Raw genomic sequence first — 21616 nt, 5'->3', positions numbered from 1 at the left:
GGATCACCTGCCCGTCGGCGCGGAACCCTGAGCGGAGCCTCAATTCGAAATGGGATCCATTTTCATATAGCCTCGGCACCGCACCGCCGAGAGAGGACCCGAGCCCATGGCCGTACCCAAGCGGAAGATGTCCCGCAGCAACACCCGCCACCGCCGAGCCCAGTGGAAGGCCAGCACTCCCCAGCTCGTGCCGGTCACCGTCGACGGCTCCGCCTACCTGGTGCCCCAGCGGCTCGCCAAGGCCTACCAGCGCGGCCTGCTGCGCCCCGAGGGCTGACGGGCACGGCCCGACGCCTCACACCAGCAGGCGCAGCAGCTGCGCGCACGCCTCCCCCTCGTCCGCGTGCCGGGCGAGGGGATGGTGCGTTCCGCGTTCGTACGTTCCGGTCTCCCACGCCTCGCCGTCCTCGGTCCTCCGCAGGTAGACGAAGTCGGGGGGCGTGGGGGCCGGTTCATGGACGCCCTCGATCCAGTAATAGCCGTCGGCGACACCGGCCTCGCGCAGCGCGGTGGGCAGTCCACGGACGTCCATCGGCGCGCTAGTCGTTCGCGGGCTCGAGGTAGCCGTGATCCAGCAGCCACTTCACGTTCAGGCGCTGCCCCTCGCCCGGGTCCAGGAAGACCGGGTCGAGCTTGACCTGCTGGCCGCCGCCGGGCTGCGCGAACCAGGGGGCGATGCCGCCCTGCCAGACGTGGAACGGCTTGCTCACCTCGTAGACGCGGTAGTCGCAGGCGACCGCGGCGTCACGGGTGTTGAGGTTCTGCGGGGGCAGCGCACGCTCGGCGTACGAGTCGCCCGCGGGGGCCAGGAACGAGCCGTACTCCGATCCGAAGCGGTCGAGGAGTTCACCCTCCTCCAGCTCCTCGGGATGCTTGTCGACCTGGCCGTTGACCGTCTCGAAGCCGTCGTTCGGCGGGTACTTCCAGCTGCCCGAGTCGGCGGGCCCTTCCCAGTACTTCTTCAGGAAGGACGACGGCGAGAGGCCACCCGTGCGCTTCCATCCCTTGAGCAGCGGGCCGACCGGCTCCTGCCATTTCTTGGGGAGCCACTTCGGGCCGAGGCGGGCGTCCTTGTGGAACTCACCGGTGCAGGGCTCGTGCCGCGCCGAGGACGACGGCTTCTGCTCCGCCGCCGCCGTCGCGGTGGGTGCCGCCGCCATCGCGGTCGCCACGCCCAGCGCGGCCAGCACAGTACGCATCCGGATCACAGAACTGCGGTCCACTCAGCAACTCCTCGGGTGTCCACGGGAAACGAAAAACAGCTCGCACACCGTATCCGAGCAGTGGCTCTCAGTGGTCAACTTCCGTCACGGCGAGCCAGAACCGGCCATCGCGCCCCGGCGGAGAAGGCGCCGAGCAGACCCTCACCCCACCGGGGGCCGCCGTGAGAGTGGAAGTTCGCCCGCTCCCACCAGGACGCGGCCCTGCCGCGCCGGGCCCGGCGTGAGGCTGTCGCAAGCTGCCGGTAAGGAGCCTTTCCTATCGCCTGAGGAGCTGGTTATCGACATGCCCGGAATGTTCCACACGCATCGTGCCGGACGCCTGCTGACGACCTTGAGCTGCGCGTTCGCCGCCGCGTCCGTTCCGCTGTTCCCCTCCGGGAACGCCTTCGCGTCGGCCGGGGACCCACCCGCCGACCGGGCCGTGGCCGCGCCGCTTCCCGGAGGTCTTGGCCCCTGCGTACCGGGCAACTGTCCTCCGGGCCCGTACCCGCCCATCGACAATGGCTCGATCGTGTTCCGCGACGACGCGATCAACGTCTTCGCGGGCGGCGACTTCCGGGTGCGCGGGAGCGCGGCGGAGGCCGAGGGGCGTGTCGTCGTCCTCGGCGACTTCGACCAGGACAAGGCGGACGGGGTCGGCGGCGCCTACAACGTCGGCGAGGCGGGCGTCGGATCCCGGGTCGCGCCGCCGGTCGGTTCCGACTGGCTCACCACCGGGGGCGGCATCACGGTCGGTGCGGGCGAGCGGCTCCTCGCCGAGCAGGGGGTCGTACGTCACGCGGGCGCGGCGAGCGGCACGATCACGGCCCAGGACGTGACCGAGGACCCGGACGCGGCGGCGCCGTACACCGCGCTGCGCGGTCAGCTCAACGCGGCCAGCCAGTGCTACGCGCACGGGGAGGCCGGTACGCGTACGCCGACCGGTACGGCCGTGCACGGGGGCGGCGAGACCGTGTTCACCGGGGACGGCACATCGGCGCTCCAGGTGTTCAACGTCGACTTCGACCTGGCCGGCGCGTCCGGCGGGCAGGAGGGCATCCGTTTCGTGAACATCCCGGACGGGGCGACGGTCCTGGTCAACGTGCTGGGCACGCAGCGGGTGGTCAACACGTACAGCGGCGGCATCGACGACGCCACGGACCCGCTCAACGGGCTGCGGGAGCGCCTGCTGTGGAACTTCCCCGACGCGACGGACGTGGAGATCAAGGGCACCGGGCAGTTCCAGGGCAGCGTACTGATCGGCCAGAACGCGTCGGACACGACGGTCAGCGTGCCCGGCATCAACGGACGCTTCTTCACGACCGGTTCGCTCACCCACACCAGCGCGAAGAACGGCGGAGGCGGCCAGGAGTTCCACAACTACCCCTTCGTGGGTGACCTGCCCGAGTGCGGGGCCGAGCCGACCGTGACCGGCACGGTCGAGATCGCCAAGAAGGACGCGGCGGGCGGGAAGGCCCTGCCCGGTGCCGTCTTCGAGCTCTGGCAGGAGACCAACGGAGTCCCCGGCGTGCAGACCTCCGGCGACAGCCCCGACACCCAGGTCGGCGCTCCGTGCACCACGGACGCCCAGGGCGAGTGCAACCGGACGGTGCCGCTCGGCACGTACTACTGGGTGGAGACCAAGGCCCCGGACGGGTACGCCCTGCCCTCCCCCGCCTCCTTCGGTCCGCTCGTCGTGACCGCGCAGAACGCGGGCGACGGCGTCAAGGTGACCGCGAAGAACAAGAAGAAGACACCCACCGACGACACCAGGGGCGACCTGCACGTCCGCAAGACGGACCGCACCACCGGCCGCCCGCTGGCCGGGGCCGTGTTCGAGCTGTGGCGCGAGACCAACGGCAAGGACGGTCTGCAGACCGGAGGAGCGGACCCGGACACCCGCAGGGGGCAAGGGTGCGCCACGGACAGCCAGGGCCGCTGCGACTTCACCGACCAGCCGCTCGACTCCTACTACCTCAGGGAGACGGCCGTGCCGGACGGCTACCGTCTGCCCTCCCCCGCGGTCACCGGCCCCTACCGGCTGACGAAGGACAACGCCACCAAGGGCGTCACCGTCCGGCTCAGCAATGTGCGTGACGACACAGGCAAGAAGGGCGGCAGGAGCTGAGCCCCGGGTAAGGCACGGGTGAGGCCAGGCACCGGCAGCCGGCGGTCCGTCAGCCGCCGGTGCCCGGCTTCGTTCCCCACACGTAGATCCGGTCACCCTTGTGCAGCAGCCGGTAGAGCCGCTTCGCGTCCGCCACCGTCAGGTTCACGCAGCCGCCGGACCCGGAGGAGAAGAGGTCGTGCCGGGTGCCGTGCAGGGCCTGGCCGCCGTTGAAGAACTGGGCGTAGGGCATCGGCACCTTGTAGATCGTCGAGAAGTGGTCCCGGTGCTTCCAGAAGATCCGGTGCCAGCCGCGCCGCGTCTCCAGGCCGTCGCGCCCGCTGCGCATCGGCACCGGCGCGAATTCCAGGCGCCGCCCCGCCTGCACCCAGAGGAGCTGCCGGGTCAGGTCCACGCAGACCACTCGGTAGGCCCGGGACGGACAGCCCCGGCGGGCTGCGGGGTCACGCCGCACCTTGTCGGCGACCACCGTCCGGTACGTCCGCAGCGAGGCACGCCCGTCGGCGGGAGAGACGCCGAGCCGCTGCTGCAACCGCCGGATCGCCGCGCAGTCCTGCGGCGACTGGATCCCGTCGACCGGTCTGCGCAACTCTCGCTCCAGCTGGCGCTGGTAGGGGGCGGTCCCTGAGGTGCACGGCGGCTCGGGGCGGGCGGACGCGGCGGCTGCCGGGACGGCGGGCAGGGCGAGGAGCAGGACCGTCGTGGCGAGGAGGGAGCGGGCGAAGGGGTACGTCATGTAATCAGATTTGCCGCTTGCGCCCGTTCTAGGCTGGTCTGTTCAGGTTTCCCTCGCAGCCGTCGGGCGTGTCCAGGTCGGCGGGCATGCCGTCCAGGACGCTGAAACTGCGGTCGAGGCGCGTGATGCGCAGCACCCGCCAGACGCGCGGACTGCTGCGCACCAGCCGCAGGGAGCACCGCCTCGCGACGGCCAGGCCCTTGATGCGCACCAGCAGCCGCAGGCCGCCGGCGTCCAGAAAGGACACCTGCCGCAGGTCCACCACCACGTCAACGCCTGGCGGGTCCAGTAACTCCGCTATGCGCGGAGCGAGTTCCAGGTCAGCCCAGGCGTCCAGTTCGCCGCGGAACGTCAGAACGATCGATCCGTCCACCACACGGTGATGCAGCCCAAAGCCCGGGTCGGGCGTGCCCATGATCCACCCCCCAATTTCCCTACACCCCGCATACGAAGAGTTACGACAACGCGAGCGGCGCGGCCCCGAGGCCGGCGCCCGACGCCGCCGGGGACTGGGGCGGCACCGCGAATGGCATCTACATCTTGCCCGCTCAGGGCCAGTTCATACCTCAGGGTGGCATCCCCGGCCACCGTGCGGCGCATATTCGCGGTTGACCTGCCGCAGTTACTCTCCGTGTTCTACGCGCTGTGCGCGACGCCGATCGCACGCCGCGCCAGAAGGGCGCGGACGCCCGACGCCGGGCCTTCGTCCCTCAGCGATCTCGGCATTGCACAGAATGCAACTCGGGTTGCGCCTCTTGATCGTGGGGGTTCTGGGCATCACTCTGTCTGCCACACGCGTCACTACCGACACTCGAGGAGCGGACATGGCGGCAGAGATGAACAGCGGGTCCGACAGCCGGTCCGAGACAAGCGGCTGGGGGCGGCGCGGATTCATCGGAGCCGTCGCCGCCACGGCTGCCGCCGCCGCTGTCGCCACGCCCGCGTCCGCCTCCGCGTCCGCCCTCTCCCCCGAACGGCCGCCGCGCCGCACACGGCAGCTGTTCCTCGGTACGTACACCAGCCAGTCCGGCGGGGGCACCGGCCTCGGTCTGGCGACGTACGACGACGCGACCGGGCGCATCACCGGCACCGGCACCCTCGCCGGCGTACCCGATCCGTCCTACCTCTGCCTCCACCCTTCGGGCCGGACGCTCTACGCCGTCAACGAGCGGGAGAAGGGCGGCGTGACCGCGATCGCGCTCTCGGCCTCGGGTCCCGAAGTCCTTGGCGCGCGAGACACCGGCGGTGCCGGGCCCTGCCATCTTTCCGTGCACCCGAGCGGGCGCTGGCTGCTCAGCGCGAACTACCTCTCGGGGAGCGTGGCCGTCCATCCGATCCAGAGTTCGGGCGCGCTGGGCGAGTTGACCGACTCGGTCACCCACTCCAGCCCGCCTCCCGGCCCGGGGCAGGACGGGCCGCACGCCCACCAGATCGTGACCAGCCCGGACGGCGGACACCTCCTGGCCGTCGACCTGGGCAACGACGCCGTCTACAGCTACCGCCTCGACACGAAGAAGGGGAGGCTCACCCAGGTCTCGTACGCCACCCTGCGACCGGGCGCGGGACCGCGCCACCTCACCTTCCACCCTTCCGGACGCTTCGCCTATCTGGCGAACGAGGTCGACAACACCGTGGTCGTCTGCGGGTACGACCCCGCGAGCGGGCGGCTGACGCCGGGTGCGCCGCAGTCCACCGGGACGGGCGAAGGCACCAGCTATCCGGCGCAGTTGGCCGTCACCCGCGAGGGCACCTTCGCCTTTCTCGCCAATCGCGGGCACAACAGCCTCACGCGGTACGCGATCGAAGAGGGCGGCGCCAGGCTGCGGCTGCTCGACACCGTCCCCGTCGGCGGGGACTTCCCCCGGCACGTCGCCTTCTCGCCCTCGCAGCGACTGCTGTTCGCGGCGAACCAGAAGTCGAGCTCGGTGAGCGTCTTCCAGGTGGGAAAGGACGGCCGACTGCGCCTGACGGGCGAGCCGTTCGCGGCCCCGCTGGCCGTGTGCGCGCTGCCGCTCTAGGGCGCGTACAGGTGGGAGGCCGTCGACGTGCGCGCTTGTTGCCGGTCAGGGGTGGTGTAGGCGAAGTTCAGCACCGTGCGGCGGGCGCCCGGCCTGCGCAGTGCGGTGACGCGATGGGCCGTGGTGTCGGCCCGCAGGAGGTAGCCGTCGCCGCTCCTGTGGTGCGCCCGGACGGCGGCGGTGCGCAGGGCGTCGAGGGCGCCCGCGCGCGGGGTGTAGTGCAGCAGGCCGCCGTCGGCCGGGTCGTCCGGCGCCTCGATGAAGAGCACCAGGGCCAGGGGATAGTCGTCGGTGTGGGCCCCATGGGTGTCGCCGGGCCGGTGCAGGATGTTCAGGACGTGCCGCTCCAGGGGGTCGGCGACCTCGACCACGGGCAGGGACGCGACCGTGCCGAGCCAGGCCAGGAGTTCGCCGTCACCGTACAGACGCGGGATCAGGACGGATTCCCTGGCGATGGTGTGGCCGCCGAGGGTGGTCATGTGGCGGGGTGAATCGTCCGTCGCCGCCATGGCGAAGTCCCTGCGCACCGCCAGCTTCTCCAGCCGCTCCGCCTCCCGCTTCAGCTCCTCCGACAGATGCGCAGGGATGAGCGACGGCAGTCGCAGATAGCCCTCGGCGGCGAAGTGATCGCTCAGCGGCGGGGCGTGGCCCGGTAAGGAAAGCACCGGGCGGACCTACCCCGGCCCGCGGCGGGACAACCACCGTGCCTCACCGGCACCGCACGCCGACACACGCCGAGGACAGGGAAGGGAGGCGTGCTGGACTCAGGCGCTCATGGCCGTGACGCTGGAGGGGCATACGCCTCAGCCCCGACCGCCTCACCGCACGCACACGAGGGAAAGGCCGCACCCCTTCCATGACTTCGTTCCGTCCCGCCCCCGCCTGGCTCTCCGACGCCGTCTTCTACCAGATCTATCCGCAGTCCTTCGCCGACTCCGACGGCGACGGCATCGGCGATTTCAACGGCATCACCGCACACCTGGACCACCTGGCCTGGCTGGGGGTCAACGCCGTCTGGATCAACCCCTGCTTCACCTCGCCGTTCCGCGACGCCGGGTACGACGTCTCCGACTACCTTTCCCTGGCCCCGCGTTACGGCACGGACGACGACCTGGCCAGGCTGGTGGCGGAGGCGGGGCGGCGCGGGATCCGGGTGCTGCTCGACCTGGTGGCCGGGCACACATCCGACCGGCATCCGTGGTTCACCGCGTCGTCCTGCGACCCGGGCGACCACCGCTACATCTGGGCGCCCGAGGGCCTTGTGGACGGTTTCGTGCCGTCCCCGGGGAGCCGCCCCGGCGCGTATCTGCCGAACTTCTTCGAATCCCAGCCCGCTCTCAACTTCGGTTACGCGCGCAGGGATCCGGCCGAGCCGTGGCGGCAGCCCGTCGACGCCGAGGGGCCGCGCGCCAACCGGGCAGCCCTGCGCGACATCATGGACTACTGGCTGCGCCTGGGCCTCGCCGGATTCCGCGTCGACATGGCGCACTCCCTCGTCAAGGACGACCCGGACCGCAGGGCCACGGCCGAGGTGTGGACCGAGCTGCGCGGCTGGCTGGACACCGCCCACCCGGACGCGGTGCTGCTCTCGGAGTGGGGCGATCCGGCCGTGTCCGTGCCCGCCGGGTTCCACGTCGACTTCTTCCTGCAGTTCGGCGGGCCCACCAACGGCGGTCCCCTGCGCTCGCTGTGGAACAACGGCGAGGGCACCGCATCCGAGGAGTGGGACCCCGTCGACTGCTTCTTCGACCCGAGCGGCAAGGGCTCGGCACGTACGTTCGTCGAGGCGTGGCGGGCGGCCCGCGAGGCCATCGGCGACGCCGGGCACATCTCGCTGCCCACCTCCAACCACGACTTCTCCCGCCTCAACTGCGGCCCGCGCACGGCCGAGCAGCTTCCGGCGGCGTTCGCCTTCCAGCTCACCTGGCCCACGCTCCCGGCGATCTACTACGGCGACGAGATCGGCATGCGCTACATCCCGGGCCTGCCCGACACCGAGGGCAGCGTGCTCGGCCCGCGCTACAACCGTGCGGGCTCGCGCACCCCCATGCAGTGGGACGGCAGCGCGAACGCCGGTTTCTCCACCGCCACGGCCGACCGTCTCTACCTCCCCGTCGACCCCGACCCGCAGCGCCCCGACGTCGCCGCCCAGCTGGCCGACGACACCTCCCTGCTGCACCTCGTGCGCCGCCTGATCGCCCTGCGCAAGGCCTCCCCGGAGCTGGGCCCCGACGGCTCGGTGGAGGTGCTGCACAGCGGCTATCCGTTCGTGTACGTCAGGGGCGGGCGCCATCTCGTGGTGATCAATCCCCGCAGCACACCGGCGGCGTTCACCACCGATGCCGTGGGCCCGACGGCCCCTCGGGCCCTGGAGGCGGACGGCGTGGAGGCCGGGAGCGGCGTCGTCACGGCGCGGGGATTCGGCTACGGCGTCTTCGATCTGTGTGCCGCATCAGCCTCCGATTGAGTCCCGGCGGGACAGATGTCCCATTGGGACATCAGGGGTGTACAGTCGAAGACATGAACAAGGCGACGGAATCCGGCCCAGGAGCCCCGGCCACCGACCGGGGCGGCGAGGACCGCAGGCAGCGCAAGGCCCGGCAGACCCGGGAAGCGCTCGCCGACGCGGCCATCGACCTGATCCTGGAGCACGGCCTCGCGGCCGTCACCGTGGAGGCCGTCGCCGAGCGCGCCGACGTCACGCGCCGCACCTTCAGCCGCCACTTCGGCAGCAAGGAGGCCGCGGCGCTCGACTTCACCCGCGCCGACGGCGACCGCATCAACGCGGCCCTGCGCACCCGCCCCGCCGACGAGCCCCCGCTGGCCGCCTACCGCGCGGCCGTGCGCGACTGGCTCACCGACCCGCAGACCCCGGGCCTGCACCGCCGGGCCCGGACGCGGGCGCTGCTCGCCCTCGTCGACACGGAACCCGCGCTGTTCGCCGCGTACGAACGCGTCCGGGTCGACGCCCAGGACGAGTCCGTCCGGATCATCGCCGACCGGCTCGGCACCGACCCCGTCCGGGACCAGCGCCCGGCCGTCGTCGTCGGTGCCGCCGCCGGAGTGCTGACCGCGGCCCTGCGCAGCTGGGCACGCGGCACGCACGGACACGACGCAGACCTCACCGCACATGTGGAGCGGGCCTACGCCGTCCTGACCCAAGAGGCGGCCCTCGCGGCCTCCCACATCGCATGAGGAAAGTGAAGAGCACCATGAGCACCACCCCCGCCACCACCGTCCCCGACTACGCCACCGAGTTCGCGGGCAAGACCGCCCTGGTCACGGGCGCCGCATCCGGCATCGGTCTGGCCACCGCCCGCCGCCTCGGCCAGGGCGGCGCGAACGTCGTCATCGCCGACTACAACGCCGAGGGCGCCGAGCAGGCCGCCGCGCAGCTCCTGTCGGAGGGCGTGAAGGCCGCCGCGGTCGCCCTGGACGTCACCGAACCCGCGTCGGTCGAGGCCGCCGTGCGGTTCACCGTCGACACGTTCGGCGGGCTCGACCTCGCGGTCAACAACGCGGGCATCGGCGGCGAGAGCAAGCCGACGGGCGCGTACGACATCGACGTCTACAACCGCGTCATCCGCACGAACCTCGACGGCGTCTTCTACTCGATGCGCTATGAACTCCCCGTCCTGGAGGCCGCGGGCGCGGGCGCCATCGTGAACGTCGCCTCGATACTCGGCTCCGTCGGCTTCGCGGGATCCCCCGCCTACGTCGCCGCCAAGCACGGCGTGTTGGGCCTCACCAAGACGGCCGCCGCCGAGTACGCGGCGAAGGGCGTCCGCGTGAACGCGGTCGGCCCCGGCTTCATCGAGACGCCGCTCCTGCAGAACATGGACAAGGAGGCGTACGACGCCCTCGTCGCCCTGCACCCGGCGGGCCGCCTCGGCCACTCCGAGGAGGTCGCCGAGCTGATCGTATTCCTGCTCTCGGAGCGGGCCTCGTTCATCCACGGCAGCTACCACCTGGTGGACGGCGCGTACACCGCCCGCTGACCCTTGCGGCCGCCGGGCCTACGGCTTGGTGAAGTCGACGTCCTGGGCCCTCGCGACGATCTCCACCTCGTCGCCGAGGGCCCATTCGGCCACCCGGGACACCATCGCCGCCGGGACCACGTCGCTGATGCCCTCGGCGGCCGGGATGTCGTACGTCGCGTGCGCGTCGTGCGGCAGGACGACGCGGAAGTCCAGTTCCAGGGCGGTACGCGCGGTCGCCATCACGCACATCTCGGACTGCACCCCGCAGATGGCCAGGTCCCGCACGCCCGACTCGGCGAGCAGGTCCGCGAGTCCGGTCTCCTCGAAGCCGTCGTCGACGGTCTTGCGCAGGATCCTCTCGCCGCGGTCGGCGTCCGCCGGGAGGTGTATCTCCCAGCCCTGGGTGCCGGGTTCGTCGACGGACCCCGGCTCTCCGTCGTTCTGGAGCTGGACGACGAGGGCGCCCGCGGCGCGGGCCCGCGTGATCAGGTCGGTCGTCCGGCCCAGGACGCGGGCCGCTTCGGGCACGGCGCCTTCTCCGGTGACGAAGGCGGTCTGCATGTCGACGACGATCAGTGCTTGGACGGGCTTGGCGGGATGTGCCGATGACTCACTCATGGTCCACCATCTTGCCGTTCGCCATGATCAGGCGTACATCGCCCAGGGCCTGAACGTCCTTGAGCGGATCGCCGTGCACCGCGATCAGGTCGGCGCGGTAGCCCGCGGCCAGGCGCCCGACGTGGTCGGCGATGCCCAGGGCGTCGGCGGCCTCCGTGGTCGCCATGTCGATGACGCGGTCGGGTCCGATGCCCAAGTGCTGGTAGAAACCGAGGCTCTGGGCCAGGCCGTCGCAGCCCGCACGCTGCACTCCCGCGTCCGTCCCGGCGATCAGGCGTGCCCCGTGCTCCGCCATCGTGCGGACCTGGTCGAACATGGCCTCGGCCCGTTCGGCGCCGAAGAACATGGGCAGCATCCGCCAGTTCGGGCTGATGGTGGGGCAGATCCGGATGCCCTTGGCGACGATGGCGTCCAGGACGTCCTCGCGCAGGTCGAACCCCTTGCGCGTCATCCAGGTGCAGTGCTCGATGGTGTCGACGCCCGCCATCACGGCGGCCACGATGCCCGCGGTGCCGTGCCCATGGGCGGCGACCGGCAGACCGGCGCGGTGCGCCTCGCGGACGATCACGCGGATGTCGGGGGCACCGAACTGGGGCTGCCAGGTGGCGGGGCCGCCGCGGGTGAGACCGCCGCCGGTGGCCATGACCTTGATGACGTCCGCGCCCAGTTCGGCGTTGCGCCGCACCAGCGCGCGGATCTCGCTCTCGCCCTCGACCTCACCGCCGAGGAACCAGCAGTGGCCGCCTTTGGTGGTCAGCGGTGTGGTGGCGGCGACGATCCGCGGTCCTGGCACCCGGGACGCGGCGATCTCCTCGCGCAGGCGCAGGGTGAGACGGCCCCGGTCACCCAGATCGCGCACCGTGGTGACACCGCTGCGCAGGAACTGGAGCGCCCGCTCCTCCATCGCCACCATGAGGGTGGTGTCGCTGTGCGCGTCCAGGACCGCGACGGGGTCCTTGCTCGCGTCGAAGACCAGGTGGACATGGGCGTCGATGAGTCCGGGAAGCACCGTGGCGTCGGGCAGCGCGAACCGCTGCGACACGCCGCGCGCCAGGGGCTCGACCTCGGCTCGGGCGCCCACGGCGACGATGTCCGTGCCCTGGGTCAGGACGGCGCCGTCCGTGACGTACTGACCACGCGGGCCGGTCAGAACCCGCCCTGCCGTGAGCAGCGTCTGGCTCGTCTCGCTCATCTCTGCCTTTCCAGGAAGGAGTTGGAGGAGCCGGCGTGATGCCGGTCTCCATCGTCCGTCATGGGAGGGCGGAACGTCCGCCGCGCGACGCGAGCGGGAGGCAATGTTCGCGCGGCGTCCTGCGGGTACCCATAGCCTGGGCCGAGTGCCCGCGCAGGACGTCGCAGGGTGTCGCAGGACGGAGGTCAGGGTCTGATGAGCACGGAAATCAAGGTCCTCCTTGTTGCCGGCGCGATCCTGGTGGCCGCGACACTCGCGGTCGCGATCGCGCTGCTCGTACGTCTGGTCCACGCGCGGCGCACGCTGCGCAGAGCGGGGCTGCCGGTCGAGCGCCAGTGGGTGTTCTGGGGCGCGGTCGCCTATCTCGTCCTGCCGGCCGATCTGCTGCCCGACCCGGTGTTCCTCGATGACATCGGGGTGCTCGTGCTCGCGCTGCGGTCGATGAAGTCGGCGAATTCAGGCATCGGGGGGCGCGGGGCGCAGTAGGGGGCGGCGCAGGTGGCGGGCTTTGGTGAGCAGGATGTGCATGCGCTCGGTCACCTGGGTGACGTCCTCGACGGGCTCGTCGAAGGCGAGCCGGACGTCCGCCTGGCTGCGGGCCTTCTCCAGGCGCAGGGTGAGGGCGTAGCGGTCGATGGCCAGCGGGCGTACGCGCACCACTCCGTGCAGGCTGTCCGCGCAGACGAGCTTGGTCAGCTGCTCGACGGCGTCCTCGTGCGCGTCGGCGAGGTGGGTGAGCAGCCGCGACTCGGCCTCGGCCAGCGGGTCGGGCGCCGCAAGGGCGAGTTCGTCGAGGTCGATGCCGATCCGGCCGCCGGTGGAGTCGTGCAGCACGGCGCAGGTCGGCGCGAAGATGAAGCCCTCCCCGTCGGGCACCAGTGACCCCGAGAGCCACAGCCGGGCCCGGATCCGGTCCCTGACCGGTACGGGGGCGACGTCGGCGAACTCCACCAGCGTGGACGGTTCACCGCGCGGCGCGCAGATCATCGCGGTGGCCAGCGCGCTGTCGGGGGGCGGGGACAGCAGGAGGATGCCCTCCGGCGTGACGCTGTGCGCGCCGACGAGTTCATCCCTGCCGATCTCCGTGGTCACCGCGCAGGACCACGCGGTGGTGAGCAGTGAGCGAGCGCGTGCCGCTGCGGTGGGCACGGACGTGCTGGCGTGACGGACACCCATCCTTGAACCTCCATTAGGTAAGCCTTGCCTAACTTATCGGAGATCGCGGAACAGGGCCAGTACGCGAAAGGCCCCGCGCGGCGAACCACGCGGGGCCAGTCGGGTGCACCGGGCAGGACCCCGGTCGCGTACGTCAGTTGGTGCGGTCAGGGGCCGCAACCGACCTGGTCAGTGACCGCGGGCGATCCACTCCTCCAGGTGCGGCGCCTCCGCGCCCACCGTCGTGCTGTCGCCGTGCCCGGTCCGCACCTGCGTCTGAGGGGGCAGCGTGAGGAGCCGGTCCCTGATCGAGTCGACGATCGTCGGGAAGTCGCTGAACGAGCGGCCCGTCGCTCCCGGACCGCCCGCGAAGAGCGTGTCACCGGTGAAGACCGTGCCGAGCGCGGGCGCGTAGACGCTGACGGCGCCCAGGCAGTGGCCGGGGGTGTGCAGCACCTTCAACTCGATGCCCGCCACGGCGATTTCCTGCCCGTCGGACAGCTCGCCGTCAGGGGCACGGTCGGGATGGGTCTGCTTCCACAGCTCCGCGTCGGCGGGGTGAAGGAGGATCGGCGCGCCGGTGCGGGCCGCGAGGGCGGGGGCCGCGTCGATGTGGTCGTCGTGGGCGTGCGTGCACACGATCGCGACGACCCGGCGCTCCCCGACCGCGGCCGCGATGGCGTCCGCGTCGTGCGCGGCGTCGATGACCACGACCTCGCTGTCGTCCCCCACGATCCATACGTTGTTGTCGACGTCCCAGGTGCCTCCGTCGAGGGAGAACGTGCCCGAGGTGACCAGGTGGTCGATGCGCGCCGCCATCAGAAGACCACCACCGAACGCAGGACGTCCCCGTGGTGCATCCGCTCGAACGCCTTCTCCACGTCCTCGAGCGCGATCGTCTCCGTGACGAACGCGTCCAGGTCGAGCCGCCCCTGCTGGTAGAGGTCGATGAGCATCGGGAAGTCACGTGAGGGCAGGCAGTCGCCGTACCAGCTCGACTTGAGCGCGCCGCCGCGCCCGAAGACGTCCAGGAGCGGCAGGTCGATGCGCATGTCCGGCGTCGGCACACCGACCAGGACGACCGTGCCCGCCAGGTCGCGTGCGTAGAAGGCCTGTTCGTACGTCTCCGGACGGCCGACCGCCTCGATGACCACGTCGGCGCCGTTGCCGCCGGTCAGCTCGCGGACCGCCTCGATCGGGTCCGCGGAGCGGGAGTTGACGGTGTGCGTGGCACCAAGGCCCTTGGCCGTCTGAAGCTTCTTGTCGTCGATGTCGACAGCGATGATCTTCGCGGCTCCGGCGAGCCGCGCGCCCACGACCGCCGCGTTGCCCACTCCGCCGCAGCCGATGACGGCGACCGAGTCGCCGCGGCCCACGTTGCCGGTGTTGATGGCGGCGCCGATACCGGCCATGACACCGCAGCCGAGGAGCCCCGCCGCGGCGGGCGACGCGGCCGGGTCGACCTTGGTGCACTGCCCGGCGGCGACGAGGGTCTTCTCCGCGAAGGCGCCAATCCCGAGCGCGGGCGAGAGCTCCGTGCCGTCCGTGAGGGTCATCTTCTGCTTGGCGTTGTGCGTGTCGAAGCAGTACTGGGGGCGGCCGCGCAGGCAGGCGCGGCACTGGCCGCACACCGCACGCCAGTTGAGGATCACGAAGTCGCCCGGCGCGACCTCCGTGACACCGTCGCCGACCGACTCGACGACGCCCGCCGCCTCGTGGCCGAGGAGGAAGGGGAAGTCGTCGTTGATGCCGCCCTCGCGGTAGTGCAGGTCGGTGTGACAGACACCGCAGGCCTGCACCTTCACCACGGCTTCCCCGGGCCCCGGATCCGGCACGACGATCGTCTCGATCCGTACCGGCTCGCCCTTCGCGCGCGCGATCACGCCCTGTACCTGCTGCGCCATGAGGTCAGCCCCTCTTTCTTCCGGTCCAGCTTCCGGCGTCACTTACGCGTCCGGCATCACATGTACTTCCCGCATCCTCACAGACCGGGCCGCTCCGCGACGACCCCGGGAACCCGGCCTGATCCAAACGAGAGGCCCTAGGGTGGGCGCGTGCGCGATCTCGCTGCTCAAGCCCTGCTTCCGGTCAACGCGACGCTCGGTGTGGCGCTCCTGGTCCTGCTGCTCGCCGCGGCCACGACGGCCGCCCTTTTCCGCCTCTCCCCCGACGGGTCGTACGGCAGGGCGCGGGAGATCCTCGTGGCCGGGGCGCGGGCGGCTCTGCAGCTGGGCGTGGTGTCCCTGGCGATCGGCTGGGTGATCCACCATGTCGTGGCGCTCTTCGCCTTCCTGCTCCTGATGGTCGCCGTCGCCGCGCGCACCGCAGGGCGCCGCATCACCGCCAACGGCAGCTGGTGGTGGGCGGCGCTGCCGATCGCGGGCCCCGTCGTCCCGGTGGTGACCTGCCTGGCCCTGGCCGGGCTCCTTCCGGTGCGCGGCATCGCCATGATCCCCGTGACCGGCATCCTGATCGGCGGCGCGCTCACCGCGACGGTGCTCGGCGGGCGCCGCGCCCTCGATGAGCTCCACTCCCGCAACGGCGAGTACGAGGCGGGCCTCGCCCTCGGCCTGCTCGCCCGGGACGCCCGCATCGAGGTGATCCGCCCCGCCGCGTCGGACGCCCTGCTTCCCGGACTCGACCAGACCCGCACGGTGGGCCTGGTCACGCTGCCGGGCGCGTTCGTCGGCATGCTCCTGGGAGGCGCGTCGCCGGTGCTCGCCGGTGCGGTGCAGCTGTTCGTGCTGATCGCCCTGATGGCGGTCCAGACGATCGCGGTGGCCGCGACCGTCGAGCTGGTCGCCAGCGGGCGCCTGAACCGGGCGGGGACCGGAGTGATCGGCGGGGCCCCGTGAGCGTAGGCTCCGCACCATGTCTGTCTACGAAGATGCAGAGATCGGCGCCCTCCAGGGCGGCTCGGCGAACCTGGGCCAGTACCTCGGCAAGGCCGTTCTGATCGTCAACGTCGCCTCCAAGTGCGGCCTCACCCCGCAGTACGCGGGCCTCGAGCGCCTGCACGAGAAGTACGCGGCCCGTGGCTTCACCGTCCTCGGCGTGCCCTGCAACCAGTTCATGGGCCAGGAGCCCGGTACGTCGGACGAGATCGCCGAGTTCTGTTCGGCGACGTACGGCGTGACGTTCCCGATGACCGAGAAGGTCGACGTGAACGGCGACGACCGGCACGCGCTGTACGCGAACCTCGTGGGCCAGGCGGATGCCGAGGGGCACACCGGCGACATCCGCTGGAACTTCGAGAAGTTCGTGATCAGCGCGGACGGCGACGTGGTGGCCCGGTTCGGCCCGCAGACCGAGCCGGACGCTCCCGAGGTCATCGCCGCGATCGAGGCGAACCTTCCGAAGTAACGCACCGCAGGGGCGCGGAGTCGCCGGACTCGATGGTCTGCCGGCCTAGCCCGGGAGGGGCTGGGCCAGACCCGCGAGGGCGGTGGCCTCCGCGCTGCCCTCGCGCGCGCTGAACACGTGCACCACGAGCCCCGTCTCACCGGGGGCGGCCGGCACGTGCAAGGTCTCGAAGTCCAGGGTGAGCAGCCTGGCCTCCGGGTGCCGCAGCCGCTTGCGGCCCGCCGCGCACATCACGACCTCGCCGCTGTCCCAGATCCGGCGGAACTCGGCGCTGTGCGCGGCCAGTTCGGCGATGAGCGCGGCCAGCTCCGCGTCCTCGGGGTAGCGCCCCGCCGCCACCCGCAGCTGGCCCACGGCCTCCGCCGCCCTGTCGCCCCAGTCGGGGAACACCTCGCGCGACGCGGGGTCGAGGAAGAGGAACCGGGCGTTGTTCCTGTCGCGCCGCCGCGGTTCGGCCAGACCGCCCATCAGCTCGGCGCCGAGGCTGTTCCAGGCCACCACGTCGAGGCGGTGGTCCGTCGCGAAGGCCGGGAAGTCGGCCATGGAGTCCAGGATCCGCCGCAGCAGCGGGCTGACCCGGGCCGTGGGCGCGGGGTCGCGCCGGGCCGCGGCCAGGGTGGCCAGGTGCCCGCGCTCCGCCACGTCGAGGCCGAGCGCCCCGGCGAGCGCGTCGAGCACCTCGGCGGACGGCTGGGTGGCCCTGCCCTGTTCGAGACGTACGTAGTAGTCCACGCTGATCCCGGCGAGCTGGGCCAGCTCCTCGCGGCGAAGCCCGCGCACCCGTCGGCGACGGCCGCCGGCGATGCCCACGTGTTCCGGCGCCACGCGCCCCCGGCGGGCGCGCAGAAATCCGCCGAGTGCCCGGCGGGTGTCGCCGATCCCGTCGCTGTTCTTCATCTGGTCCACGCCGTCCATGGATCAAGTATGCGTGGCCCTCGCAGTACCAGGATCGGCGTTCCGACGGTTGAACAGGGTTCTGGCTGGCCTGTCCCGTCCGGGAGAACGTGGCGTCATGAACGAAGCCACGCCCCAGCAGCCGAAGAAGATCCTCGTCGTCAGCGCCCATCCGGAACCCCGCTCGCTCAACGCGTCGCTGGCCGCCTTCGCGGTCGACGAACTGCGCGCTGCCGGGCACGAGGTGCAGGTCTCCGATCTGTACGCGATGAAGTGGAAGGCGACGGTGGACGCCGACGACTTCCCCGACCACACCGCCGACCGGCGGCTGCACGTCATGGCCGCCTCGGAGCGGGAGACGCTCGCGGGCCGCCTTTCGCCCGACATCGCGGCGGAGCAGGAGAAAGTGCGCCGGGCGGACGCGGTGATCCTGCAGTTCCCGTTGTGGTGGTTCTCCGCGCCCGCGATCCTGAAGGGCTGGATCGACCGCGTGTTCACCGCGGGGTTCGGCTACGGCCCGGCGGTTCCCCCGCCCTACAGCGGGGGCGCGCTCGCGGGGCGGCGGGCTCTGGTGTCGGTGACGGCAGGGGCCCGTGAGTCGTCGCTCTCCGACCGGGGCATCCATGGCCGCCTGACGGACATCCTGCATCCGCTGCAGCACGGCCTGTTCTTCTTCACCGGCATGGAGCCACTCGAACCGTTCGCGGTCTACGCGTCGAACGACCTGCCGGAGGATCAGTTCGCGGCGGCGAAGCGGGCGTACCGGCGTCGGCTCGACGGGCTCTTCACGGATGAGCCCGTGCCGTTCCGGTCGCTCGTCGGCGGCGACTACGACCACGACATGCGGCTGCTGCCCGGCGTGGAGGCGCCCGGGACGAGCGGACCGGATCTCCACCTCCGGCCGCGCGGCTGAGCGGCGGGCCCTTGGAAGGCGGCAGGAGCGAGGGCGCGGTCATGGCGGCGACCGGGCCCATAACTCCCCAGGCGTACGGGGCTATCCGTACGTCTTCTTCCACCGCGCCCGGTGCCGGGTGTCCCCCTGGCCCGCACCGCTCACGCCGAGCAGCGACTCCAGCGAGGCGCCGCTGTTCCACAGGCCCAGGTGGTCACGGTGCACGGCCACGATGCCGTGCCCTGCCGCGAAGGTCTCCGAGGGGCGGCTGAACCGCGTGGTCGTCACGAAGATCGCCACATCGGCCCCGAAGTGCACCCGCGAACCGAGGAGATCGCGCATCTCGCGGCTTGCGACGGTGCTGCTCGGCGCGTAGCGCTTGCACTGGACGACCATGGTCCTGCCGTCCGGGAGCCGCCCGACGACATCGGCGCCGTTGTCCCCCGCCCCGCCCACGCGGCGCACTTCGGTGCACCCGTCCCTGCGGCACAGCCCGGCGACCAGCTCCTCGAACTCGGTGCCGGTCATCGCGTCCGCCTGCGCGAGCGTCCGGTGGCCCGCCCGCACCCCTTCCTCGCGCCGCCACTCGAGGTCACGGCCGCGCGCCATGCGGTCCGTGCGCCACAGCCACCACCCCACGAATCCGAGGCCACCGAGGATCAACACCCCTGCCGCGTAGGGCCAGATGGCCGACCAGAACACCACCACTAGGAGCAGCAGCGCCGCGCCGCCCATCGCACCCGTCCTGCGCCTTGCCTCGCGCCGCCTGCTCGCCGCCGTGCGCCGTCCCCGTCGAGCGGTCATCAGGGCCCCCTCCGCCGTCCTTGCACAGCAGTGTGGGCAGGGACGGCGCGTTCGGGAAGAGCGCACGCACACACGGTCGGCGGCCACCCCGTACATCCAGCCGGACCAAGCTGACCTGCGGGCTTCGGGGCGCGCTCATACGGTGGCTGAATGGTCATCAGGTACCTCCCGCGCTCCTCATCCGTCCGCACCGCGGCCCTCGCGGTCGCCGCTCTGGTCCTCCTGCCCACACCCTTCGCCGCGGCCGCCACAGAAGAGCCCACGCCGCCCAAGCCGGGCCCCGCGTACACCTCGGACCTCCTGGACCGGCCGGGCGTCCAGGCCCGCCCCGGTGCCGGAGCCCCGGCCGTCCCCGCCGACGTCTCCGCGCTCTCCTGGGTGGTGGCCGACGCCCGTTCGGGCGAAGTGCTCGCCGCGCACAACGCGCACCGCCAACTGCCGCCCGCCTCCACCCTGAAGTCGCTCTTCGCCCTCACCGCGCTGCCCCACCTGGACGCCGTCGCCCGGCACAAGGTCACCCAGAGCGAGCTCTCCGAGGTCGGTGAAGGCAGCAGCCTCGTGGGCGTGGAGGCGGGGCGCAGCTACACCATCGCCGACCTGTGGCGTGGCGTGTTCCTCAGCTCGGGCAACGACGCCGTGCACGTGCTGGCCGGGCTCAACGGCGGCTGGCAGCAGACCGTCCGTCAGATGCGCGCCAAGGCACGCTCCCTGGGCGCCCGCGACACCCATGTGGTCTCCCCCGACGGCTACGACGCGGCGGGGCAGGTCTCCTCGGCGTACGACCTTGCGGTGTTCGGCCGGGCGGGGCTCGCGGACCCGCAGTTCGCCCGCTACTGCTCGACGTCGGTCGCCAAGTTCCCGAACGGCAACTGGTCCTACCCCATCCAGAACACCAACCGCCTGCTGACCGGGGCCGACGGCGTGGCCCGCTACCCCGGCCTGCTCGGCATCAAGAACGGCTACACCAGCCACGCGGGCAACACCCTCATCAGCGCGGCGCAGCGCGGCGGCCGCACCCTCGTCGTGTCGGTGATGAACCCTCAGGTGAGCGGCGGACACCGCGTGTACGAAGAGGCCAGGTCGCTCCTCGACTGGGGGTTCAAGGCGGCCGGGCACGTCAGGCCGGTGGGTTCGCTGGTCCCCAAGAGCGAGAGTCAGGGCACGGCGCAGGGTCCCGCGCACGCCGCCGAGCTCGCGGCCCACGGGGTCGAGGCGGACGGCTCGGACTGGACGGCGATCCTGCTCGTCGCCGCGGGTGCGGCGGCCCTGGTGGCGGGTTCGGTGGTGGTGATCCGGCGGCGGCGGACGGCCCGTGCCTACCGCTTCGCGGGGCGCCAGTAGCCGAGCGCGTGCACGCGCTGTCTCGGGATAGAGAGGTCCTTGCGGACGTATGAGGTGAGGGTCCGGGTCGTCGTCGTGTCGCAGGTGATCCACGCGTACACGTCGGCGGGGTCCTCCACCAGCGCGGGCAGGGCGGCCTTGACCTCGTCGACGAAGTGGCTACCGGCGTCGCGTCGCTCCACCCGGTGCAGGTCGTGCAGGGCCGGCTCGAGGCGCAGGTCGAGGTCATGGTCCGAGGTGTGCTGCGTCTCGAGCCAGACAGTGGCCGGCACGTCGGGCATGGCGGTGAGGAGTGAGTTGACGGCCGGAACCGCCGCCGTGTCCCCGATCACCAGGAGCCGTGCGGGCGGCGGCTCCGGCACGTCGAAGCCGGTGCCCTGCAGGGTGGCCTCGATCCTGTCCCCCGGACCGGCCTTGCGCGCCCAGTCGCTCGCGCGGCCGTCGTGCAGGGCGAACTCCAGGCTGAACGTACCGGCGGCGGGATCGGGGTCCACCAGGGTGTAGGCGCGCTGGTGGTGCCTGCCGTCCGCCTGGTCGAACCACAGACGCACCCACATCGTCGGATGCACTCCGGTCTGCGCGAGCATGCCGCCGTCCGTGAGGTGCAGGCGCCGATAGTGCTCGGTGACGTCCTCGGCGCCGGTCACGGTGAACTCGAAGTCCTTGCCGCGGAACAGCTTGAGGACCGCGCCCTCCCAGCCATGCCCCATCGGATTCCCCTCCCCTGAGCGGCCGGAAACCGCCCACCATGATTGAGTTAGGGCAGCCTAACCTAATCACTGCTGGGTACGTGCGCCGCGCTCAGACTCCACCGAGGAGACGGGCGAGATCCTGGTCCAGGTCGAGCCCCGCGACCTCGCGCCCCGCCCCCACGACCGCGTACGTACGCAGCAGGAATCGCCGCAGCACGGCTCTGTCGAACTGGACCAGGGCAAGACCCTGCGGCGCATGGAACTCCAGCACCGTGCGCGCCCGCCCGCACGGCCAGATGTGCACGTCACCGCCGCCCGCCGGGGCACGAAGGCCCTCCTCCAGGAGCTGTCGGGCGAAGATCCAGGTGACTTCCGCACCGTCGAGGGAGGCCTCCGGCGGGAAGGTGATCTGAACGGCCAGGGGGTCGGCCGCCGCGTAGCGCAGGGTCACGGGCAGCGGGCGCTCGCGTCCTTCAGAGGTGACCAGGCGGGCGCGGGCGGGCTGCTCAAGGGTGACGGCCATGATCGGACTCCTCTTCTGGCGCAGCTGCCGCTGCTCGCTCTGCTTTCTTCCGTGACTGTTCGAGTCCGTGGCGAGGGT

At 71.7% G+C, this 21616-nt stretch carries 25 protein-coding genes; 11 read left to right on the top strand and 14 right to left on the bottom strand.

Annotated features, from left to right (window positions below; all coding sequences use genetic code 11):
• Nucleotides 1-106 precede the first annotated feature (106 nt).
• Nucleotides 107-277: a 50S ribosomal protein L32 gene (gene rpmF / locus ABZ833_RS06040; RefSeq protein ID WP_249591829.1), complete on the top strand. Its 171-nt coding sequence runs from the start codon at nucleotides 107-109 to the stop codon at nucleotides 275-277.
• A gap of 18 nt (nucleotides 278-295) precedes the next feature.
• Here the strand turns inward: rpmF and ABZ833_RS06035 are convergent, their stop codons facing one another.
• A complete protein-coding gene (locus ABZ833_RS06035; protein WP_361041736.1) occupies nucleotides 296-532 on the bottom strand; it encodes a hypothetical protein in 237 nt (78 codons plus the stop codon).
• Between the two features lie 7 nt (nucleotides 533-539).
• On the bottom strand, nucleotides 540-1208 hold the full coding sequence (locus ABZ833_RS06030; RefSeq protein WP_361043108.1) for a TNT domain-containing protein: 669 nt from the start codon (nucleotides 1206-1208) through the stop codon (nucleotides 540-542).
• A 298-nt stretch (nucleotides 1209-1506) separates the two neighbouring features.
• On the opposite strand from ABZ833_RS06030, the gene ABZ833_RS06025 reads away from it, so the two are divergent.
• A complete protein-coding gene (locus ABZ833_RS06025; RefSeq protein WP_361041733.1) occupies nucleotides 1507-3330 on the top strand; it encodes a choice-of-anchor A family protein in 1824 nt (607 codons plus the stop codon).
• Nucleotides 3331-3379: 49 nt separating this feature from the next.
• Here the strand turns inward: ABZ833_RS06025 and ABZ833_RS06020 are convergent, their stop codons facing one another.
• Nucleotides 3380-4066 (bottom strand): L,D-transpeptidase, encoded by a 687-nt coding sequence (locus ABZ833_RS06020; RefSeq protein ID WP_361041730.1) that lies wholly within the window; start codon nucleotides 4064-4066, stop codon nucleotides 3380-3382.
• 28 nt (nucleotides 4067-4094) lie between these two features.
• Complete coding sequence (locus tag ABZ833_RS06015) at nucleotides 4095-4481, bottom strand: STAS domain-containing protein (protein WP_361041727.1); 387 nt, start codon at nucleotides 4479-4481, stop codon at nucleotides 4095-4097.
• A gap of 409 nt (nucleotides 4482-4890) precedes the next feature.
• Here ABZ833_RS06015 and ABZ833_RS06010 point away from each other — a divergent pair, with 409 nt between their 5' ends.
• On the top strand, nucleotides 4891-6084 hold the full coding sequence (locus ABZ833_RS06010) for a lactonase family protein (RefSeq protein ID WP_361041724.1): 1194 nt from the start codon (nucleotides 4891-4893) through the stop codon (nucleotides 6082-6084).
• On the opposite strand, the gene ABZ833_RS06005 is transcribed toward ABZ833_RS06010, so the two are convergent.
• Nucleotides 6081-6749: a hypothetical protein gene (locus tag ABZ833_RS06005; RefSeq protein ID WP_361041722.1), complete on the bottom strand. Its 669-nt coding sequence runs from the start codon at nucleotides 6747-6749 to the stop codon at nucleotides 6081-6083. The genes ABZ833_RS06010 and ABZ833_RS06005 overlap by 4 nt on opposite strands.
• 191 nt (nucleotides 6750-6940) lie before the next feature.
• Here ABZ833_RS06005 and ABZ833_RS06000 point away from each other — a divergent pair, with 191 nt between their 5' ends.
• From ABZ833_RS06000 to ABZ833_RS05990, 3 genes are read left to right on the top strand one after another with little or no spacing between them, the layout of a single operon-like run.
• Nucleotides 6941-8551, top strand: a complete 1611-nt coding sequence (locus ABZ833_RS06000; protein WP_361041720.1) for an alpha-amylase family glycosyl hydrolase — start codon at nucleotides 6941-6943, stop codon at nucleotides 8549-8551.
• 53 nt (nucleotides 8552-8604) lie between these two features.
• The gene (locus tag ABZ833_RS05995; protein WP_361041718.1) at nucleotides 8605-9279 is read left to right on the top strand and encodes a helix-turn-helix domain-containing protein; all 675 of its coding nucleotides are present in this window, start codon (nucleotides 8605-8607) and stop codon (nucleotides 9277-9279) included.
• Between the two features lie 17 nt (nucleotides 9280-9296).
• Entirely contained in the window at nucleotides 9297-10082 is a 786-nt protein-coding gene (locus tag ABZ833_RS05990; RefSeq protein WP_361041715.1) for an SDR family NAD(P)-dependent oxidoreductase, read from the top strand.
• A gap of 18 nt (nucleotides 10083-10100) precedes the next feature.
• Here the strand turns inward: ABZ833_RS05990 and ABZ833_RS05985 are convergent, their stop codons facing one another.
• On the bottom strand, nucleotides 10101-10682 hold the full coding sequence (locus tag ABZ833_RS05985; protein WP_361041712.1) for an isochorismatase family protein: 582 nt from the start codon (nucleotides 10680-10682) through the stop codon (nucleotides 10101-10103).
• Nucleotides 10675-11874, bottom strand: a complete 1200-nt coding sequence (locus ABZ833_RS05980; protein WP_361041709.1) for an amidohydrolase family protein — start codon at nucleotides 11872-11874, stop codon at nucleotides 10675-10677. The genes ABZ833_RS05985 and ABZ833_RS05980 overlap by 8 nt, the downstream gene beginning before the upstream one ends.
• Before the next feature lie 195 nt (nucleotides 11875-12069).
• On the opposite strand from ABZ833_RS05980, the gene ABZ833_RS05975 reads away from it, so the two are divergent.
• A complete protein-coding gene (locus ABZ833_RS05975) occupies nucleotides 12070-12360 on the top strand; it encodes a YkvA family protein (RefSeq protein WP_361041707.1) in 291 nt (96 codons plus the stop codon).
• Here the strand turns inward: ABZ833_RS05975 and ABZ833_RS05970 are convergent.
• The 3 genes from ABZ833_RS05970 to ABZ833_RS05960 form a co-directional block, all read right to left on the bottom strand.
• The gene (locus ABZ833_RS05970; RefSeq protein ID WP_361041705.1) at nucleotides 12331-13050 is read right to left on the bottom strand and encodes a DUF2470 domain-containing protein; all 720 of its coding nucleotides are present in this window, start codon (nucleotides 13048-13050) and stop codon (nucleotides 12331-12333) included. The two genes, ABZ833_RS05975 and ABZ833_RS05970, sit on opposite strands and share 30 nt — an antisense overlap.
• Before the next feature lie 168 nt (nucleotides 13051-13218).
• Nucleotides 13219-13848, bottom strand: coding sequence for an MBL fold metallo-hydrolase (locus tag ABZ833_RS05965; RefSeq protein WP_361041701.1), 630 nt, complete (start codon nucleotides 13846-13848; stop codon nucleotides 13219-13221).
• Nucleotides 13848-14933 carry an S-(hydroxymethyl)mycothiol dehydrogenase gene (locus tag ABZ833_RS05960; RefSeq protein WP_361041698.1) on the bottom strand — a complete coding sequence of 362 codons (1086 nt, stop codon included), beginning with the start codon at nucleotides 14931-14933 and terminating at the stop codon, nucleotides 13848-13850. The genes ABZ833_RS05965 and ABZ833_RS05960 overlap by 1 nt, the downstream gene beginning before the upstream one ends.
• A gap of 150 nt (nucleotides 14934-15083) precedes the next feature.
• On the opposite strand from ABZ833_RS05960, the gene ABZ833_RS05955 reads away from it, so the two are divergent.
• A complete protein-coding gene (locus ABZ833_RS05955; RefSeq protein ID WP_361041696.1) occupies nucleotides 15084-15884 on the top strand; it encodes an ABC transporter permease in 801 nt (266 codons plus the stop codon).
• Between the two features lie 16 nt (nucleotides 15885-15900).
• Nucleotides 15901-16392 (top strand): glutathione peroxidase, encoded by a 492-nt coding sequence (locus tag ABZ833_RS05950; RefSeq protein ID WP_361041693.1) that lies wholly within the window; start codon nucleotides 15901-15903, stop codon nucleotides 16390-16392.
• Between the two features lie 45 nt (nucleotides 16393-16437).
• On the opposite strand, the gene ABZ833_RS05945 is transcribed toward ABZ833_RS05950, so the two are convergent.
• Entirely contained in the window at nucleotides 16438-17307 is an 870-nt protein-coding gene (locus tag ABZ833_RS05945; RefSeq protein ID WP_361041690.1) for a helix-turn-helix domain-containing protein, read from the bottom strand.
• A 97-nt stretch (nucleotides 17308-17404) separates the two neighbouring features.
• On the opposite strand from ABZ833_RS05945, the gene ABZ833_RS05940 reads away from it, so the two are divergent.
• Nucleotides 17405-18199, top strand: coding sequence for an NAD(P)H-dependent oxidoreductase (locus ABZ833_RS05940; RefSeq protein ID WP_361041688.1), 795 nt, complete (start codon nucleotides 17405-17407; stop codon nucleotides 18197-18199).
• An 81-nt stretch (nucleotides 18200-18280) separates the two neighbouring features.
• On the opposite strand, the gene ABZ833_RS05935 is transcribed toward ABZ833_RS05940, so the two are convergent.
• On the bottom strand, nucleotides 18281-18982 hold the full coding sequence (locus ABZ833_RS05935; protein ID WP_361041685.1) for a restriction endonuclease: 702 nt from the start codon (nucleotides 18980-18982) through the stop codon (nucleotides 18281-18283).
• A 150-nt stretch (nucleotides 18983-19132) separates the two neighbouring features.
• On the opposite strand from ABZ833_RS05935, the gene ABZ833_RS05930 reads away from it, so the two are divergent.
• Nucleotides 19133-20323, top strand: a complete 1191-nt coding sequence (locus ABZ833_RS05930) for a serine hydrolase (protein ID WP_361041682.1) — start codon at nucleotides 19133-19135, stop codon at nucleotides 20321-20323.
• Here the strand turns inward: ABZ833_RS05930 and ABZ833_RS05925 are convergent.
• Together ABZ833_RS05925 and ABZ833_RS05920 are read right to left on the bottom strand one after the other, a co-directional pair.
• Entirely contained in the window at nucleotides 20299-21033 is a 735-nt protein-coding gene (locus ABZ833_RS05925; RefSeq protein ID WP_361041680.1) for a siderophore-interacting protein, read from the bottom strand. The genes ABZ833_RS05930 and ABZ833_RS05925 overlap by 25 nt on opposite strands.
• Before the next feature lie 91 nt (nucleotides 21034-21124).
• The gene (locus ABZ833_RS05920) at nucleotides 21125-21538 is read right to left on the bottom strand and encodes an SsgA family sporulation/cell division regulator (protein ID WP_361041678.1); all 414 of its coding nucleotides are present in this window, start codon (nucleotides 21536-21538) and stop codon (nucleotides 21125-21127) included.
• Between the last annotated feature and the right edge of the window lie 78 nt (nucleotides 21539-21616).

Source organism: Streptomyces sp. NPDC047525, from assembly GCF_040643025.1.
Taxonomy (GTDB): domain Bacteria; phylum Actinomycetota; class Actinomycetes; order Streptomycetales; family Streptomycetaceae; genus Streptomyces; species Streptomyces durmitorensis.
This window is presented reverse-complemented; position numbering and strand designations above follow the sequence as displayed.